The organism is Micromonospora sp. DT228, from assembly GCF_049841595.1.
Taxonomy (GTDB): domain Bacteria; phylum Actinomycetota; class Actinomycetes; order Mycobacteriales; family Micromonosporaceae; genus Micromonospora.
Genome location: NZ_JBNCKO010000032.1, coordinates 1 through 16,160 on the forward strand (window position 1 = coordinate 1; position 16,160 = coordinate 16,160).

The following is a 16,160-nucleotide window of genomic DNA, read 5'->3' on the forward strand; positions in this document are numbered from 1 at the left end:
AGCCAGACGAGCCCACTACGCCCGCCGCCTCAACCTCGAATTCCAACCATGATCACGAATGGCGGCTGTCGTACTAGCCAGTCGAGGGGACGTCGCGTCGTCCCTGCGGAGGTACTTCAGCAGGCGCAGTTCAGCCGCTCAACCCGCAACGGCGCCATCCGTGGACTGGACAACTCAGCGCCTCACATGGGGCTCCTGCGTCTAGCGGAGCACCAGGCATGGTTGAGCGCCCGGATCAGTTCAGGTCCCGCAACCAGGTCCAGTCGGTGCCAAGGACGGTGCCGGTGAGGGCCTCCTGCGGGATTCGCGCCCCGGCGGTCAACAACGCCTCGGCAGCCGCAGCAGCCTCGGCGCCGAGCCATTCGACCAGGGGGCCAACCGCTTTGGCCTCCACCGGCGGCTGCCCGCTCTGCGATACCCCCTGAGAAAGCAGGAGGCGATACAACCCCCGTGCCGGCCGTACCGCTGGCAGACGCTCCTCGGCAGCGGTCCGAGCCGCCGACGTGGGGATACGCAAGCCGTCAGCGTCCAGGTCACCGAAGTAGGCGATATCGCGGACCGTCGTCAACTCGGCGATGCTGAGCACGGAAGCTTCGAACGCGCCGCCGGCACCCCATGCGATTTGACCGACCGCGTGCCCGGTGGCATTGCTGAGGACGCGGCGCAGCGTGTCGAACGTGTCCGCGTTCTCGACGACCAGCAGGATGTGTCCATCGCTGATGTGCCGCACCGGTAGTGGCGGGTGCGCGCGGAACGTTCGCAGCAGGTCGAGGCTGAGCCGGCCGGGACCAAAAAGCATCGTGCCTAGGACCGCGTCCAGGGTCTTCTCGTAACCGAACAGTTCCAGCGAACGTTCCCGAGTGGGAACGATATCGGTGCCTCGTCCTCTGTCGCGCAGCCAACTGTTCATGGCCTGCAGTAGGCCGACCTGCCCGACCGTAAGTCTGGCGCTGGCCGCCCATGCCAACTCCGGGCGCCACGGTACCTGCCGTGCCAGTTGCGACGCGGAAACCGAGATGGCCGGGGGCGGCAACGTTAACCGGACCGGTAACGGCGGTGCCGCGGTCCGGTCGGTCGCCTTCGACGGCGTGAGAACCCCAGCAGCGGTCAGCGCAGCGACCGCGGCTGCCAGATCCGCGCGCCGTGACGCCCGGGTCGCCGATGCCGGGTCGGCGCGGGCGTACATCGTCCACAGTTCGTCCAGGGTGACGGTCCGCCGGCCCCATGCCTCCAACTCGGCAGCGAGCCGGGCAGCGCGCGGGGTCAGCAGACCGCCGGTTACGGTCCCGGTCATGCCGGCCTGCGGTAGACGCGGGTGGCGGTGATCGTGCCTGGAGCGATCTCGCCCGGGGCGGCGTCGGCATCAGTGAACGGGTCCGGCAGCTGACGCCGGACGACTTCGGCCACGCGGATGTGTTTCAGGCCGGCACGCAAGTCCGCATCGTTACGCATCCTGACCCACAGCGGGAAGGCGGCCAAGGCCCGGTCGTCGGACAGGCCGGTGGTGTACACGAGCTGAACGCCGAGGGCCGCAGCGACGCCCTGCTGCAGTTCGAGCAGGTACTCGGCGCTGGCCTTGCCGATTGGGTTGTCGAGGAACAATACGCCGGAGTGTTTGGTACGCATCTGGCCGCGTTCGTTGGCCCGCAGCGCCGCCATCGTGCAGTACAGCACGATCGCGGCGGTGAGCTCCTGCCCACCGGAGAACACCTCGTTCATGTTCTCGATCGGTACCCGTTCGTCACGCAGGACGGCGTCGGGTTTGAGCAGGTCGACGATGAAACCCTTCGGGACCGCTGCTTCGATGCTGCGTAGGAGCAGCAGCATTCCGTCACGTTTCGGTGCGGTTCCGCTGCTGGCCCGGGCGATCGCTGCCGCCGACATGTCGTCGACGACTTCGCCGACGCGGGCGTGCAGCAGCGCCGGGTCGGGTTCACTGAACCGGATCCGGAGGAATTCTTTGCCCTCCCACTCGCCGAGGCCAGCGGGCAGTTTCGACAGTCGCGACGCGGTGCGCAGCGTCTTGAGCGCGCCGACGACGAGAGCGGACAGCCGGTCGACGATCATCTTGCGATGCTGGCCGGCGGAGTCGAGGTCGGTGGTCAGCGTCGACAGGCGCTGCTCGAGCTGCGTGGTGAACTCTGCCGCACGAGCAGCGAGCTGGTCACGGTCGAGGCCGACGATCGCCCGGCGCGCCACGTTGCTCATCTTCTCGAACTTCGCCTGATTCGCGTGCCGGACAGCGTGATCGACGAGGCGGTTCACTTCAAGGCCGGTGCTGCTCTCCTCGATCACCGCAGCGCTCAGCGTCTGTTGGACCCGGCTGGTCGCCGCCCGGGCTCCGTCGGAGTCGCCGTCATACGCCTCGATCGGGTCGTCCGGGTCGGCGGGCGGGTCGGCCAGCAGGACCGCGAGCGGGCCGTGGATCTCCCGAAATGCCCGGGCGGCCTCCTTCGCCACCTCGACCTTGCGGTTCAGGTCCTCGACGTCGCTGACAGCGGTCTCGTACTCGTGCTGGGCGTCGCGGTGCTCGGCAGTAGCCGTCGTGGTCAGCCGCCGGCCGTGCTCGACATTGGTCGGCCGCCGCGACTCGGGCAGTTGAATCCAGGCGGCACCACCGGCCGGGGTGGCAGCTTTCAGGTCACTGGCGAGCCCGCCGACCTTCGTATCGGCAGTGCTGACGGCGTCGGCGAACCGCTCACGTTCCCGGCGAGTTCGCGCGATCGCGGTTTGCCGGCCCGCTTCGTCGGCACCTTCCGGCGTCGCTAGCAGCTGCCGGGCTCGGTCGACATCAGCCGGCTCGTGGCGGCCGACTTCCTCTCGCAGCCGGGCGGCTTCGAGGTCGGCGGTGGTGGCTGCTGCGCGCATGTCGTGGCCCACTTCGACGGCGGCATACGCCGCGGCGGCGGCCAGGTACGCCGAACGCAGATCGGACACTGAGGTTTGCGGGACGGCGGCGGCATGCTCTCCGGTGGACGTGACCACGTCGCGCATGTCGGCGCGGTGCCGCTCGACACGCGCGGCCGCGTCCTGCGCGGCACGGGCCGCCTCGGTGGCCTCCCGTAGCTTCTGGTCCCGGTCGGCGGTCATGTCCCGCACAGTCCGGTCCGCGTCGCTGATCTGCTGCGCCAGTTCCGGCAGCCCGGCCCGCAGCTGTTCGGCAGCCGCAGTCGTCTGCTCCAATCGGGCCAGGGCACCGGACTGGTCCGCGGCCGCCCGCTCGGCGGCGCGCAGCTTGTCAATCTGCCCGGCGATCCGGTCGTGGGCCGCTTCGGCTGCGTCGGCGGCCGTGCGCGCTTCACGTTCGGCTTCGACAGCGTCGCCGAGTTCGGTCTCGCGCTGGCCGAGCGACTCGCGGAGCTCGGCGAGTCGGCCCGGCCGGTAGTCGCGTCGCCACCGGACCAGGTCGATGTGCACGTCACGCAGGTGCGCAAGGTCGACGCCGCTGGCGCTGATCTCGCTGCCGCGGGTGGTCATCGCGGTGCGCAGCTGCCCGCGCCGCTGCTCGGCGGCTTCCGGATCGAACAGCGCCGGATTCGGTTCGATGACGAACTGCCCGTCGGTGGCGGGTTCTGACCCGTTGTTGGTCAGCATCAGTAGGCCGGTCCCGACCGCAACCGCAGCAGCCGGCAGCAGCCGGGCGTCCTGCAGCGCCTGCCGGGCCATGTCCAGTGCGGCGGGGTCGACGACAATCACACCGTCGGCGAGGTGCGGGTGATCGGCGATGACCGCGTCACGTTCGTCGGCGGGTACGTTCTCGGCCAGGTACCGCCATCCGGCGTGCGCGCCGATTCCGGCGTGGTGCAGCACCGTCAGTGTCGTCTCGACCGCGTCGCGGGGCGGCAGGAATCCGCCGTCGCCGAGCGCTTCGAGCAGCCGCCGGTCGTCGCGCTGCTCCACGCGCAGGTCGTCGAGGATCTGCTCTTTGATCTTTGCGTCGCCGTGGAGACGGTCGATCACTGTGTCGGCAGCGCCGTCGAGCATGTCGACGTCGACCTCGTCGGCCGACAGGGCCGTGCGGACGAGGTCGTCACTGATCAGCGGTGCCGCCCGGTCCAGGATCGTTTGCACCGCCCGGGCGGCGTCACCGTGAGCGATGCGGGCCGTGTTCAGGGCGGTGCCAGCTTCTTGCAGCAGGCGGCTGGTTTCCCGGACTGCGGCCTGGGCGTCTTTGGCGTCCTGCTCGGCGGTCCGTAGCTGAGCCGCCGCGGTTGTAGCGGCCTGCTGCGCATCCGCGGCGGCAGTCTTGACATCGCCGCCGGCGGCGAGCAGGCCATCAGCGACAGCGGCGTCGATCAGGTGCCGGCTTTCGGTGAACCGGTCGTTGATCTGCGCCTGCTCCGAACGCCACCGTTCGGCGTCGCGCATCGTCTGTGACCGGTCATCGTCGATCTCGGCGGCGCGGGCACGAAGTTCACGCTCCGTGTCGTTGAGGTGGCCCTGCTCTTCACGGCCGGCGGAGACCTCAGCTGCGAGCTTGCTCAGCAGCTCACCAGCTGCGGCGTCACGACCCTGTAGCGCGGGACGCGCCTCACGTTCGGCGGTGACGATCTGTTCGGTGAATCGGGCGGCGCTCTGTACCGCGGTGTTGCGGCGTTCGATCAGCCCGGCAAGCTCCCAGGCCCGCAGGTCCGCATCGGTGCCGTCACGGCCGGCGATCGCGTCGCGTTGTTCCTGCTGCGCGGCGGCATGCTCGAGCGCGAGGGTCTGCCGTCGGGTCTCGTTGACGATGTCACGGGCCCGGTCGCGGTCCTTCTCCCGACCGGAGGCGATCTCGGCCGCCCCGGCGGCGAGTACACGCAGCCGGCTGGTCGCGGCCGCCTCAGCGGTCTCCCGCGCCCGGATCCGGCGCAGCAGCATCAAACCTTCGTCCCCGGCGGCCTGCCGGGCGGTGCGGGCGGTCCTGTGTCGGTCCTGCGCGTTGGCGAGCGGCCGCAGCGACGCGACAGCTCCGTCGACGAAGTCACGTTCCAGCAGCATCGCGGTGCGGTCACCGACGGTCCGGGCGTATGACTCGAAGTTGTCGGCGACGCTGACCGCGTCTGCCGGGTCGAGGACGACCTTGAGGAGCCAATTGATGAAGTCACGGCTGGACTTGAACTTGAACGCGGTCGCCGCGTCACCTTCGTCTGCATTCATCCGGCGCTGGATGCGGAAGAGGTCCGGCTCGATCCCGATCGAGCGCAGATGACCTTCCCAGCCGCTGATCTCGGCGCCGACCCACGTCAGCTGCGTCATCGGAGCGGTCCGGTCGATCTCCTGCAGCGCCTCTTTGAACCCGTCGACGCGCAGCCGCCGGCCCTCAGCGGTGAACGGCAGACTGTCGATCTCCGCGTCCGCGTGCGGGCGTAACGACCACCACTGCTCGGAGAGCTTCTCCGCAGCAGAGCCGCTCCGGCGCCGCTGCAACGTCTTACCGGTGATCACCCGGTCGCCGGTGCGCACGTTCATCCATTCCAAGACCACGTGCGCGGCGTCGTCACCGACGACGAACTTTTCCATCACCGACCCGGGTCCGCCGACAGTGTTACGCCGGCCCGGCAGCACGACGGAGAACAGCAGCTTGAGAAGCACACTCTTACCGCCGCCGTTCTCCAGCAGCAGCAGACTGTAGGGGCTGGGCCGATGCGTTGGCGCCCCGAACAATGCCCCCTGCCCGCCGACGGTCGCACCGACACCGGACAAATCCAGGGTGACGTCGGTGTACCGGGCGCCTCGCGGCCCGACCCCGAACAGTCGAATGCGGTTGAGCTCGTACATTCTTCTCCTGGTTTTTCTACAGTTCAGTCAGCGACTGGGGCGTCCAGCCGACCGCGATCGTGGCGGAGCCGTCGGTGATCTGCGTGATCCCAAGGCGCAGCAGCTCGTCGAACATCACCACACCGGCCTCACGGACCTGAGTCCGGTACCGCGGTGTGGTCCGGAACGTGCCGCCGCGTTCGTCGCCGGTGCGGACCAGCAGGCCCTGATCGGCGAGGAACATCAACGCCTTGTTGATGATGCCGGTCGTGCTTGATGCGAGTTTGCGTCCGTCGCCGGTGCTTCCGGTTTGCGCCCGGCGGGTGTAGACGCGCCAGGCAGCTTCCAACCCCGGTTCGCCGGCGGTGGTGTCCGCGGCGTCGTCCTGCGTCGCAGCTTCCGCAAGCCGCGAGGCCGCCTCCCGCACGAACGCCTCGACGCCTTCGACGGTGATTCGGCCCAGATACGTTTCGTTGGCCAGGTCCGCCGGCCGGGGGAACGCCAGTGTCGCCGCGCCCAGGTGGGCCAGCGCGTGCAGAACCCGTTCCGCGGCTTTGCCTTCGCCACCGGTCCGGCGGGCGTAGTCGGTCATCTTCACCGCGAAGACGCTGTCTTCGGTCGACGCGACCACGATCCCCGCCCGGTCGCTGATCTCCATCACGACCAGGTCCATGCCGGTCGAGACGGCCTGCACGACGGCGGCGAATACATCGTCGGTGCGGGCGCGTTCCACAAGCTTGCGGTATTCGTCATCGCGGGCCGGGACCAGCTTCGGCCGCAGACCGAACGCGACGAGCCGGGCCGCGTCCGCGGTCACCTGCGATGGTGTGGTCATGCAGCAGATCCTTCCGGGGAGCTGAGAGCGAACGCGGCGCCAGGCGCGTCGGTCGGTTCGATAGCGGCGCGGGCTACGATCAGATTCGCACCGGCGAACTCCGGGTCGTCAAGCACGGTGCCGTCGTCGACGGCGATGAACACGGACGGCAGTTTGTGCCGCAGCGCCGGGTTGATCTCCTGCGCGGCCAGCGCGACGACCCGCACAACGACCAGGCTTGGTAGGTCCGGGTGCAGCGACCGGGCCTCCTCCAGTAGCCCCGACAGCCGGCGCGGCGCGTCGACGTCGAGGTCCAGAAGGCCATCGAGGAGGTCGTAGCACTCGGCGGGGAAGGCGGGTTCGTCCTCGGCCTCGTCGATCTGCGGCTCGTCGATGATCCCGCCGAGCAGCTCTCGTTCCGGTGGCGGGGTCACCAGCGCGGTGAACAGGTCACTGAGCCGCACCGCCGAGGGAACGTTCAAGCCGGTCCCTCGGGCGAAGTACGCGGTCAGTACCTGATCGGCCTGCTCGACTGGCAGACCAAGAACCGGGACGAGTAGCTGTGCATGCAGGTCCAGTGCCGCGGCGGGGCTGTCCGGGGCGAACGTCTGCCGGTCCTGCTGGGCCCGGAATCGGCGGCCAGCGGCCTGCAGCGCGCCTTGCAGCTGCTCGTGGCGTCGCAGGCAATCCCGGACGACTTCCACCAGCCCGGCCGCCTGCAGCTTGCGGGACGCGACGTCGGCGGTATCCCGGACTTCGATGATGTTGACCAGGATCGCGTTCTCCGCCTTGAACCGGGTGGCGATGTGTTCCACCGCCTCGGCGATGAACGCCGACATCTCGGTCAGCCAGTCCACCGTGCGCACATCCCGCTCGGTGGCTTCCAAACGCTGACGCAGCTTCTCGCCGTACTGGATTGTGCGGTACCGGGCCGACTGTGCTGCCGCCTGCGCGTCAGAGAGCCGGCCTCGGCGGATCAGGGTCTCCAGGCGGAGGTCGGCCGCGATCTGCGCCGACTCGATGTCCAGCTCGAGCGCACCGACCAGGACGTTGACCGCCTCGTTCGTCGCCCGCAGGAAGATGCTGCCGTCAGCCGCCGGGACCTCTTCGAGGAGCTTGAAGTCGAACTCGAACCGGTTGTAGCTACCGTCGCCTGTGGTGATCCCGTACACGGCTCGGAAGCCACGGTCGGTCGACCCGACGTTGAGCAGGTTCTCCAACACCCACCGGGCCACCCGCAGGTGCTCAGCGTCGTCGCGGTTCGGGGCGTGCCGGGCCGCGAACACGGCCAGGTCGGTGACGATCTTCTCCGGCGGAGCCCCGGCATCAAAGTCCATCGCCAGGGTGACCAAGTCGATGGCGTTCAATGCCAGCTCGCTCATCTGATAGACAGTGAAGTCCGCCGACTGGACCTGAGACTTGCGGCTGTCGAGATCATGAAGCGGCGCCGTGCACGCCAGCGCTTTCACGCGCTGGGCAAAACCGACGTCAGTAGCAGGTTGGAGCACGCCGGGCACACTACCGTCGCCCTCTGACAGAACCACGCTGCGATCGATTGACCAGGCCTGACGTGGGCAATGCCGCAGATCTTGACGCCTGGATTGGGCAGCAACGCGTTCGGCGGAGCCTGGCATCACGATCACTGCGGGCGTCGCTGAGGCCGCCCCGCGCACTGGTTCACCGCTCTGCTGACTGCCAAAGTCGTCCCCGCCGATCGTCTGCTGAACAACGAGCGCGTTCGTGCTGTCCTACAGCAACATGGCGAAGTACCTGGTTCGAGTGGATACCCTCGAATGTTCGAGGTCGCGACTCAGCCGAGTGGCCCCGGGATGTCGGACTCGACGCGGTAGTTCACCTTCCCCTCAAATTCCTCGAATCCGAGTTGTTGATAGAAGGCGCGTGCGCCCTCGTTCTCCCGGTCGGTCATCCACTCCACTCGACTGCACCCCGGCGTGGCGGCCGCAATTGCCTGCATCTCCTGCATGAGCCGCGTGCCCGTGCCCAGCCGCCGGCCGTCCGGCCGCACGTACAGCTCCTTGACGAACAGTGAGTGCGTCGATCCGGCCGCCGGCCATAAGAAGGAGTACGCCGCCAACCCCTGCACCTCGTCGCCGCTAAGCGCGAGCACGCAGTACGCCAGGGGTGGCGTCCCGAACAGCGCGGCTTCGACCTGCGTCAGTCGTTCGTCGATCGGTTGGATCGACGTGGAGCCGTAGTACCGCTCGATCTCCTCGATCATCGCGGCGACGGTCTTGGCGTCGCTGGGCTCGACGTGGCGGACGACGAGGTGTTGCAATGTGCTTCTCCTTTAGACCGGAAGCGTGGCTTGGACGTGCCGGATGAGGTGGGCGAGGTCCTGACAGTAGACGGACGGGTTGCGGTATCCGCGCTCAGCGCTCAGTCGATGCGGCAGATACCCACCGCCGCAGACGGACACCAGTGGGCAGCCCTGGCACTCTTCTGCCAGGGCCGCCACGCCGACCTGCCGTTGCTGGATCGCTGGGTGGCTCGCCACCTCATCGAAGGTGTGGTCGAAGACGTTGAGGCCGAGGCTCGCGGCGCCCGAGGCGGCGGCTTTGAGCGTGTCGACGTTTTCGATCGAGCCGTCGGACTCGACCACGACGATGTCGGCCGGTGCGAGTCCGAGCGATTCGACGGAGCCTTTCGCGCCGAGGCTGAGGGCCACGATGTCTTCGAGGATGCGCACCGAGTGCGTGTATGAGGCGGCGCCGGTCCATGCGTCGTAGACGCGGCTCAGCCAGCGGCCGTACTCCGGCTCAGCGGGATCGGTGCGTCCCGGTGGGGCGTCGTGCGTGGCGTGCGGCAGGTTGAAGTCAATGACCGCCGGCCCGAGTGACGCGAGATAGTCGTGAACGTCAGCTGGGTCGTTGTGGAGGTCGACCACGGCCAGGACACCGGCAAACAGGTGGGGCCGATTGCGGAGCAGTTCGATACCGCGGACCGCCGCATCCGACGTCGACCGACCGCGGTGGCTGACCCGGTGGCGGTCATTCGCCGTGGGCCGGCCGTCGATGCTCACGCCGACCCGGACGTCGAACCGATCGAAGAGGTCCAGCCAGTCGTCGTTGAGCAGCATGCCGTTGGTCTGCACCTCGAAGCGGACGGCCGGCACTCGGTCGTGAAGTATCTGCAGGATGGCGCCGAGGTGGCGCGGCCCGGCGAGCAGGGGCTCGCCACCATGCAGCACGACGTCTACGTGATCGAGGTCCTGGGCGGTGGCGTGCTCGGCGATTCGCTGCGCGACGGCGTGGGCCACCTCGACGCTCATCCGTACGGGCAGGCCCCGCCAGGACTGGTCTGGCCCGTTGAACACATAGCAGTAGTCGCAGTTGATGTTGCAGCGGTTGACCACCTTGAGGATGAAGGTCCGCAGTGGTGGCATGCCCGCGCTCCGCGCGTGCTCAGGATTGCGCGGGAATCGACGCTGCGTGCGCGGCCCGAACAGCCTCGGGCTTGGCCTGCTCGGCCGCTATCCGAGCGTGGACCCTCTGGACCACCGCCGCCAGCACAGGCTGCACGTTCGACGTCGTCGACTGCTGCATGGCCACCTCCTTCATGTCTGACGGTGACGATACCGGGACGCAGTGAAGTTACGTAGGTTGATTTCCGAGCCGTTCGTGGAGCATTTGGGCGGCACTGTGGAGGTCGGCCGCTCGCTCAGGTCGCCCCAGAGCAAGTTCGCAGCGCGCGAGGCCGTCCAACGCATGCGCCTCCTGCAGCGGCACGCCCAGTTCGCGGGCGAGGGACAGTGCGAGCTCGTATCGGTCATTCGCCCGGTCGAGTTCACCGGCGTCGAGGTGCAACGCGCCAATGTGGTTGTGCACTTCGAGTTGACCAGTACGGTCTCCGAGCTCGGCGTACCACGCCGCAGCACTGTCCAGCGCGCTCCTGGCACCGACGAGATTGCCTTCGAGACGACGCAGGACGCCCTTCTCGGTCGTGGCGGCGGCCAACCCACCCCGACTTTCCAACTCGGCGTAGATGGTCACGGCCTGCTCCTGAGCCGCGATTGCCGTTGCCCGGTCCCCTCGAAGTCGGTGCAGCACCCCGAGGTGCCGGATGGCGTTGGCCTCGCCGAAACGGTCACCGAGTTCGGCGTACTTGGCCAGTGCCTGTTCGTGCGATTCGGTCGCACCGTCGAGGTCTCCCTTCAGGCGACGAGCGACGCCCAGCTCGTTGAGCGCGTACGCCTGATGCACCGGGTCGCCGATCCTGGTGTAGATCGCCAGCGCCTCGCGGGCGTGGTGCTCGGCCTCGGCGTAGTCGCCTGTCAGGGAGTGGACCAGTCCGAGGTCGCGGAGCGCGTTGGCTTCGCCAAAACGATCACCGAGCAGTCGGTAGATCTCCAGCGCTTCCGTCGAAGCTTCGGCGGAAGGCCTCAGGTCACCGGTCATGCGCCGCACCATGCCCAGGTCCGCAAGTGCGTTTGCCTGGCCGAGCAGGTCACCGGTCTCCCGGCAGATACTTAACGCTTCCGTCTGGGCTCTGGCCGCCTCGTCGTACGTTGCGGTCAGGTAGTGCACGATGCCGAGCTGGTTGAGCACCGACGCCTGCCCATGCAGATCGCTGAGAGCCCGGTAGATCGCGAGCGACTCGTCCAGGGTCTCCACCGCTGCCCGGTAGCGGGCCATGAGGCGGGACACCATGCCGAGGTTCGCCAATGCGTCGGCCTCTGCCTTCCGGTCACCGGTGCGGCGTGCTGCCACGACCGCGGTGCGGTGTAGCTCGGCGGCCTGGTCCCACGGACCCGCCTGGCGCAGGTACGGCGCCATCGCGGCGGCGAGTCCCACGACCAGGGCGTGCTGCTCGCGGCGCACGCACTCCTCGACGCAGGCGAGAACGTTCGCGCGCTCAGCGTCAAGCCACGCCGAGGCCGTGGCCGGCGAATCGAATCGGGCTGTGGTGGTCGTGGATCCACGGCTGATGTGGGTGTTCGCCGCGTTGATGGTCTCCAGGTAGTGTCCCGCAAGGTTCTTGATCGACATCGTCCCGTCCTGCCCGTCTTCCCCGAGGCTGCGTCCATAGTCCCTGACCAGGTCATGGAACCGGTACCGTCCGTGCTCGGTTTCATCCAGCAGGTGATCCCCATAGAGCGCCTCAAGCTCGGACCGCGCCACCTCCCGGGAGACCGAAGCCAGCGCCGCGGCGGCCTCTTCATCGACGTCGAGCCCGGGGAACCGGCTGAGTCGACGGAAGAACCGCTGCCGTTCACCCGGCAGATCCTGGTACGACAGGTCGAATGCGGCTGCGACGGCGCGCTCGCCCGCCTGCATCTCCACCAAGCGGTGCTGCGTCGACAACAAGCGATCCTTGAGATCCTCGACGCTCCAGGACGGGTGGTGCCGCAGCCTCGCCGCAAGCAGGGCAACCGCCAACGGCAGGTAACCGCAGACAGCGACGAGCTCACCAACCGATTCCTTGCGGAGCCGACTACGACCGGCCAGACGCATGAACAACGCGGCGGCGTCCGTCGCCGACAACGCGCTCATCTGCAGACTCGTCGCGTCCGGTGCGGCTAGCCGACGACGGCTGGTGACCAACACGAGGCTGCCGGCCGCGCCCGGCAGCAGCTGCTCCACCTGCGCGTACGTGGCGGCGTTGTCGAGGATGAGCAGCATCCGCCGATCAGCCACCCGAGTGCGCCACAGTGCGGCGCGGGCCTCGGTCATCGCCCACTGATCGTCGCTGTTCGGGATCTTCTGCGGGGCGACGCCGTCGGCGAGCAGCAGCGACGCGAGTGCCTCGGCCGGTCCGACCGGCTCGCGTCCAGGCGTGTGCCCGTTGAGGTTCAGGAAAAGCTGACCGTCCGGGAACTTCGGCGCCAGCAGATGGCCGACGTGGATGGCGAAGGCGGTCTTGCCGACGCCAGGCATGCCGTCGATGGTCCGTACAGGCATGATCGACTGATCCGTCGACGCTTCGTCCAGGATCTGTTGGATTTCGTCCTTCCTGTTGGTGAAGCCGGCCACGTCGCGCGGCAGAGTTCGCAAGACCGCAGCCGACCCCACCGACGACACGGGCTCATCGGCAGCCATCCGTATGCCGACCTGGTCCGGCTCAGTCAGGCCCGGCAGCAATGCGGCGAGGACCACGGCAACGACCGCAAGCATCAGGAACGACTGCCACGGGTACCGCTGCACCAGAGACAACCAGCCGGGCCACCGCTGCTGATTCGAGGCGGCGTTAGTCACCAGGCCGATCATCAGCGTCACTGCGGCAACGCCGGCAGCAACCAGTCCCGCAACGGTTACCCGGCGCAACTTCACGATCAGTACCGTAGGGCATATCGACAAGAAGCACTATGGAGAATCCTTCGCCGCGACGGCATTTATCGCCTCAAGCGAACTATCCGAGTCATGCGCGGGTACGTCCCGAGGTGTCTGTCCCTGGTCGCGCCCCATGACGCGGACCGGGGTGGGTGTTGGCAGCGGCGGCCAGGGTGGTGGTTCGGTGGAGTGCAGCGCGACGATGACCTCGTGGGGGCGACCACCGCACCACCCGAGGTCATCCGGAGTGGGTGCCTCGACGAGGACCGCTCGGGGTGCGGTGAGTAGGTGGGTGCGCAGCAGGACGCGGTGCGCCGACTCGTCGAGATCCAGCGGAAGACGCTGGTCGGCCTCGACCAGGTGCACCAGGCGCGGCATCCGGAGGCGGGTCCGCCATTGGTCGACGGCGTCGTCCCAGGCATACCAGGGTTGGTGTCTGTCAGGTAGCTCGGCGGCCTCCAGGCGCCAGGTGGCCGCGGCCAGGATCGCTCGTCCGTACCGCACCCGGGGGAGGAAGGGCAGCTTCGCTCGGGCGGCGCCGCCCCAGTTGAAAGCCGTGACCTGAGCGCATTGGGCGCGTCCGAGCTCGATGAGGAATCGGGCCAGCGGGGGAGTGTGGGTGCGCAGGTTCAGCGCGTGCATGCCGACGGCCTCGATCCGGTGGCCGCGGTCGGGCACCGCGAGGTACATGCGGCGGCCGTCGCACCCCACCGCCAGGTCGTCGATGGTGAGCACAGATCGACTCGGCCATCGGTGCTCGGCCAGGCTGATCACCGTTGGCAGCACCTGGCTTGCGCGCCTGACGTGCGCGGTCGCGGGGTCGAGCGGCGGGAATGACACCTGGGCCGGTTTGGTGGCCCGGTCGCTGGCGGGTAGGTCGGCCAAGCTGGCGACGAACCTTCCCGCGTCGCTCGGCCGCAGCACGCTGAGGAAGCGTCCGGTGAGTCCGCCGGCGGCCCAGGACACGGGGGTCACCTCGACAGTGAATCTGCCGCGTGTCAGGTCCTCTTCATCGGCGGCCTGCACGCGTACGCACGCCTCGAGGTGCGGAGGTAGGCGTAGCCATTGCGGACACAGGGCCAAGTGTGCGATCAGTGCGTCGTCGAGGGCGACCTCGACCGCGCCGTCGAGTGCCGCGCGTTGCGCCACGTTGAGAAGCACCTCGTCCCGGCAGGACATCGGTGAGCGAGGCTCGGGGGCAGAGCTTCCTGGATAGCCGTCTGGCAGGCCGATGCCGCCGTCGGGGTCAATCAGTTCGCGTACCGGCACCAGCGAACCGATCCCATAGCGTTCGTAGAAGCGCTGGTGGTAGGTCCGCCACGCGGTGGTGCCGTACGGGTCTGCGCTCAACCGCGTCAGCGCCAGCGCGGCACGTTCCACCTCCCTGGCTACCTGGTCGGGGAGCGTCACCGAGGCGTCCAACCGGAGATCTACCACCAGCGGCTCCCGCTCGGAGATCGCGAGACTCCGCATTTGCAAGGCCACCAGCCGCCGGGCCGCTGGGGCATCACCCGGCTGCGTTCTGTTGTGGCGGTGCAGCCCAGCATGGATCTCTCGCAAAGCGCCAACGACCTCAGCGACGGACGTGCCGATTTCGGCGCCGGCCTCGTCGAGCTGGCGCAGCAGGTACCCGAGGGCGTCGGGATCTGTGCTGGGAGCGTGCAGGCTCGTGATGAGGGCGTGGTGCGCGATCAGCTGGTTGAGCATCGCCACGACGTCCGCCGCCGATGTTTGTGGAAACGCTCTACGGAGCTGCGAGGCGAGGACCTCCAGCCGGATCGGGCTGTGGGCTGCCTCGATGGCAGCCTGTACCGGTGCTGAATGGCGCAGGGATACCTCCGCCGATCCCACTTGGCCGTTGAGCCCAGGGCTCGGCTGGTAGGGGAAGATCAGCCGGTCGTCGCGGACCGTCGGCGTGTTGTTCGCGACCACGGGTAGTCGGGAGAGCAGCTCCGGGCAGCGTTCGAGATGGGCGATCACGTCGGTGAGCCAGCCGGCACCTGCCTGGGCGATAGCCTGGTGGTTTGTGCCCCAGCGGGTAGGTGCTTTCGAGCCGAATACGGCCGGCGCCACGCCGGCGAGCAGTTCGAACGGCGTGGGTCGACCCAGTAGACGCTGCGCGTACCGGGCGACGGCGTGGACCGTCCGCCGTGTCTCGCGTACCGAAGCCGCCTCACCCGCGCAGAGCTTCCTGACCTTCGCCGTGAGCACCGGGCTCGAGAGGATGACAGCCTCGGCCACAGCGTCGATGGCCCAGACCTGCCGTAGCCAGCCGACCCAGGACGGCACGAGGTCGGGGCGAGATTCGGTCAGGTCTGGCCACGGGGGCAGGTCGACCGCCGGGTGCGCGACGGTGCGGACAAGTGCGTTTGTCATCGACCGGTAGGCGGGGGACTGAACGGATCGGCTCACATGATCACCTCGGCATGACAGGGGCGCCCGGCCGGCACCGACGGTTGTGGCGGTGCTGGCCGGCCTTGCTGAGCCCGTTGATCAGGCGACGTTGGTGGTGCATGAGGTGCAGGTACTGCCGCAGCCGTCGTCGGTCAGCTCGGCGTCCGTACTCCTTGAACGGTCGCCGCTACCGGCGGAGATCGAGAGCGTCACCTCAGGCGCATGACCACCGTGTCGTCGGTGGCCGAGACGGTCGACGCCGGCACGAGCCGGAGGGCTGGGGCGGTCCGGGCGTACGAGGAAAGTCGATCCCGAGGAGGGGTTCCGCCAGCCAGGAGTGCAGGGTCGGGATACGTGGCGATGACTCGAGCCGCCCAGAAGTAGTACTCGCAGGGGAAAGGCTTGAGCTGGTGGAAGTAGACGTAACAGCCGAGACAGAAGCCGTCGTCGTCTCGATGGATGCCCAGGACAACCCTCGCGGTCGCACGGAATTCGCTGTCCGGCGAGGCCTGCACGGCATGGCTCCTGGCAACGCCGGACGTCTTCACGACGGCCTCTCCTTCTCGAAGTTGCCGAGCTCGCCATCGATCCAGACCAGCTCTGCGCCGTGGATGCGTTCGCAGTGGGCGGCTTTGCTGCAGAGGGCGACCGCCTGGCTGTCGAGGCTCAGCGAGATGGCGGAACCGTCGGGCAGTTCGATACCCCACGCGATGACCACTGGGCTGTCATCGCCGTCCGGGTAACGCACCAAGGCGAACCGACGGGGAACCGTGAAGTGCGCGCCGATCATGAACCGCTCCTGTCCGGGGTCGGTGCACGGCCGCGGGTGGGCTGCCGGCCCCTGGAAGTGGCTGTGTGGGGAGTGATCCGTGGTGGGGGGGGGGGGGGCCCCCCCCCCCGGCCACCCCCCCCGCACCCCCGGTGGC

General features: G+C 68.3%; 11 protein-coding genes. All 11 read right to left on the minus strand.

The features are described from left to right. Positions 1-235: 235 nt before the first annotated feature. Complete coding sequence (locus ACLQ29_RS34265) at positions 236-1,294, minus strand: Wadjet anti-phage system protein JetD domain-containing protein (protein ID WP_425775514.1); 1,059 nt, start codon at positions 1,292-1,294, stop codon at positions 236-238. Continuing rightward, positions 1,291-5,760 carry a hypothetical protein gene (locus tag ACLQ29_RS34270; protein WP_425775515.1) on the minus strand — a complete coding sequence of 1,490 codons (4,470 nt, stop codon included), beginning with the start codon at positions 5,758-5,760 and terminating at the stop codon, positions 1,291-1,293. Before ACLQ29_RS34270 ends, ACLQ29_RS34265 begins: the two co-directional genes overlap by 4 nt. Positions 5,761-5,776: 16 nt before the next feature. Further along, positions 5,777-6,556, minus strand: coding sequence for a hypothetical protein (locus ACLQ29_RS34275; protein WP_425775516.1), 780 nt, complete (start codon positions 6,554-6,556; stop codon positions 5,777-5,779). A gap of 14 nt (positions 6,557-6,570) precedes the next feature. Then, positions 6,571-8,070 carry a hypothetical protein gene (locus tag ACLQ29_RS34280; RefSeq protein ID WP_425775517.1) on the minus strand — a complete coding sequence of 500 codons (1,500 nt, stop codon included), beginning with the start codon at positions 8,068-8,070 and terminating at the stop codon, positions 6,571-6,573. A 293-nt stretch (positions 8,071-8,363) separates the two neighbouring features. After that, on the minus strand, positions 8,364-8,849 hold the full coding sequence (locus ACLQ29_RS34285; RefSeq protein ID WP_425775518.1) for a GNAT family N-acetyltransferase: 486 nt from the start codon (positions 8,847-8,849) through the stop codon (positions 8,364-8,366). Positions 8,850-8,861: 12 nt separating this feature from the next. After that, positions 8,862-9,956 carry an FxsB family cyclophane-forming radical SAM/SPASM peptide maturase gene (locus ACLQ29_RS34290; RefSeq protein WP_425775519.1) on the minus strand — a complete coding sequence of 365 codons (1,095 nt, stop codon included), beginning with the start codon at positions 9,954-9,956 and terminating at the stop codon, positions 8,862-8,864. A gap of 19 nt (positions 9,957-9,975) precedes the next feature. After that, positions 9,976-10,116, minus strand: a complete 141-nt coding sequence (locus ACLQ29_RS34295) for a hypothetical protein (protein ID WP_425775520.1) — start codon at positions 10,114-10,116, stop codon at positions 9,976-9,978. Between the two features lie 48 nt (positions 10,117-10,164). Then, positions 10,165-12,840 carry a cyclophane-containing RiPP biosynthesis TPR protein HaaT gene (gene haaT, locus ACLQ29_RS34300; RefSeq protein WP_425775521.1) on the minus strand — a complete coding sequence of 892 codons (2,676 nt, stop codon included), beginning with the start codon at positions 12,838-12,840 and terminating at the stop codon, positions 10,165-10,167. Between the two features lie 33 nt (positions 12,841-12,873). After that, positions 12,874-15,081, minus strand: a complete 2,208-nt coding sequence (locus ACLQ29_RS34305; protein WP_425775522.1) for a lantibiotic dehydratase family protein — start codon at positions 15,079-15,081, stop codon at positions 12,874-12,876. Between the two features lie 362 nt (positions 15,082-15,443). Then, a complete protein-coding gene (locus ACLQ29_RS34310) occupies positions 15,444-15,782 on the minus strand; it encodes a hypothetical protein (RefSeq protein WP_425775523.1) in 339 nt (112 codons plus the stop codon). Continuing rightward, entirely contained in the window at positions 15,779-16,024 is a 246-nt protein-coding gene (locus tag ACLQ29_RS34315) for a hypothetical protein (protein ID WP_238647366.1), read from the minus strand. The genes ACLQ29_RS34310 and ACLQ29_RS34315 overlap by 4 nt, the downstream gene beginning before the upstream one ends. Between the last annotated feature and the right edge of the window lie 136 nt (positions 16,025-16,160).

What these genes read in the sequence shown, in the direction of transcription:
- ACLQ29_RS34295 (WP_425775520.1), bottom strand. Translation starts at nt 10,116, where the DNA reads ATGCAGCAGTCGACGACGTCGAACGTGCAGCCTGTGCTGGCGGCGGTG.
- ACLQ29_RS34290 (WP_425775519.1), bottom strand. Translation starts at nt 9,956, where the DNA reads ATGCCACCACTGCGGACCTTCATCCTCAAGGTGGTCAACCGCTGCAAC.
- ACLQ29_RS34315 (WP_238647366.1), bottom strand. Translation starts at nt 16,024, where the DNA reads ATGATCGGCGCGCACTTCACGGTTCCCCGTCGGTTCGCCTTGGTGCGT.
- ACLQ29_RS34270 (WP_425775515.1), bottom strand. Translation starts at nt 5,760, where the DNA reads ATGTACGAGCTCAACCGCATTCGACTGTTCGGGGTCGGGCCGCGAGGC.
- ACLQ29_RS34265 (WP_425775514.1), bottom strand. Translation starts at nt 1,294, where the DNA reads ATGACCGGGACCGTAACCGGCGGTCTGCTGACCCCGCGCGCTGCCCGG.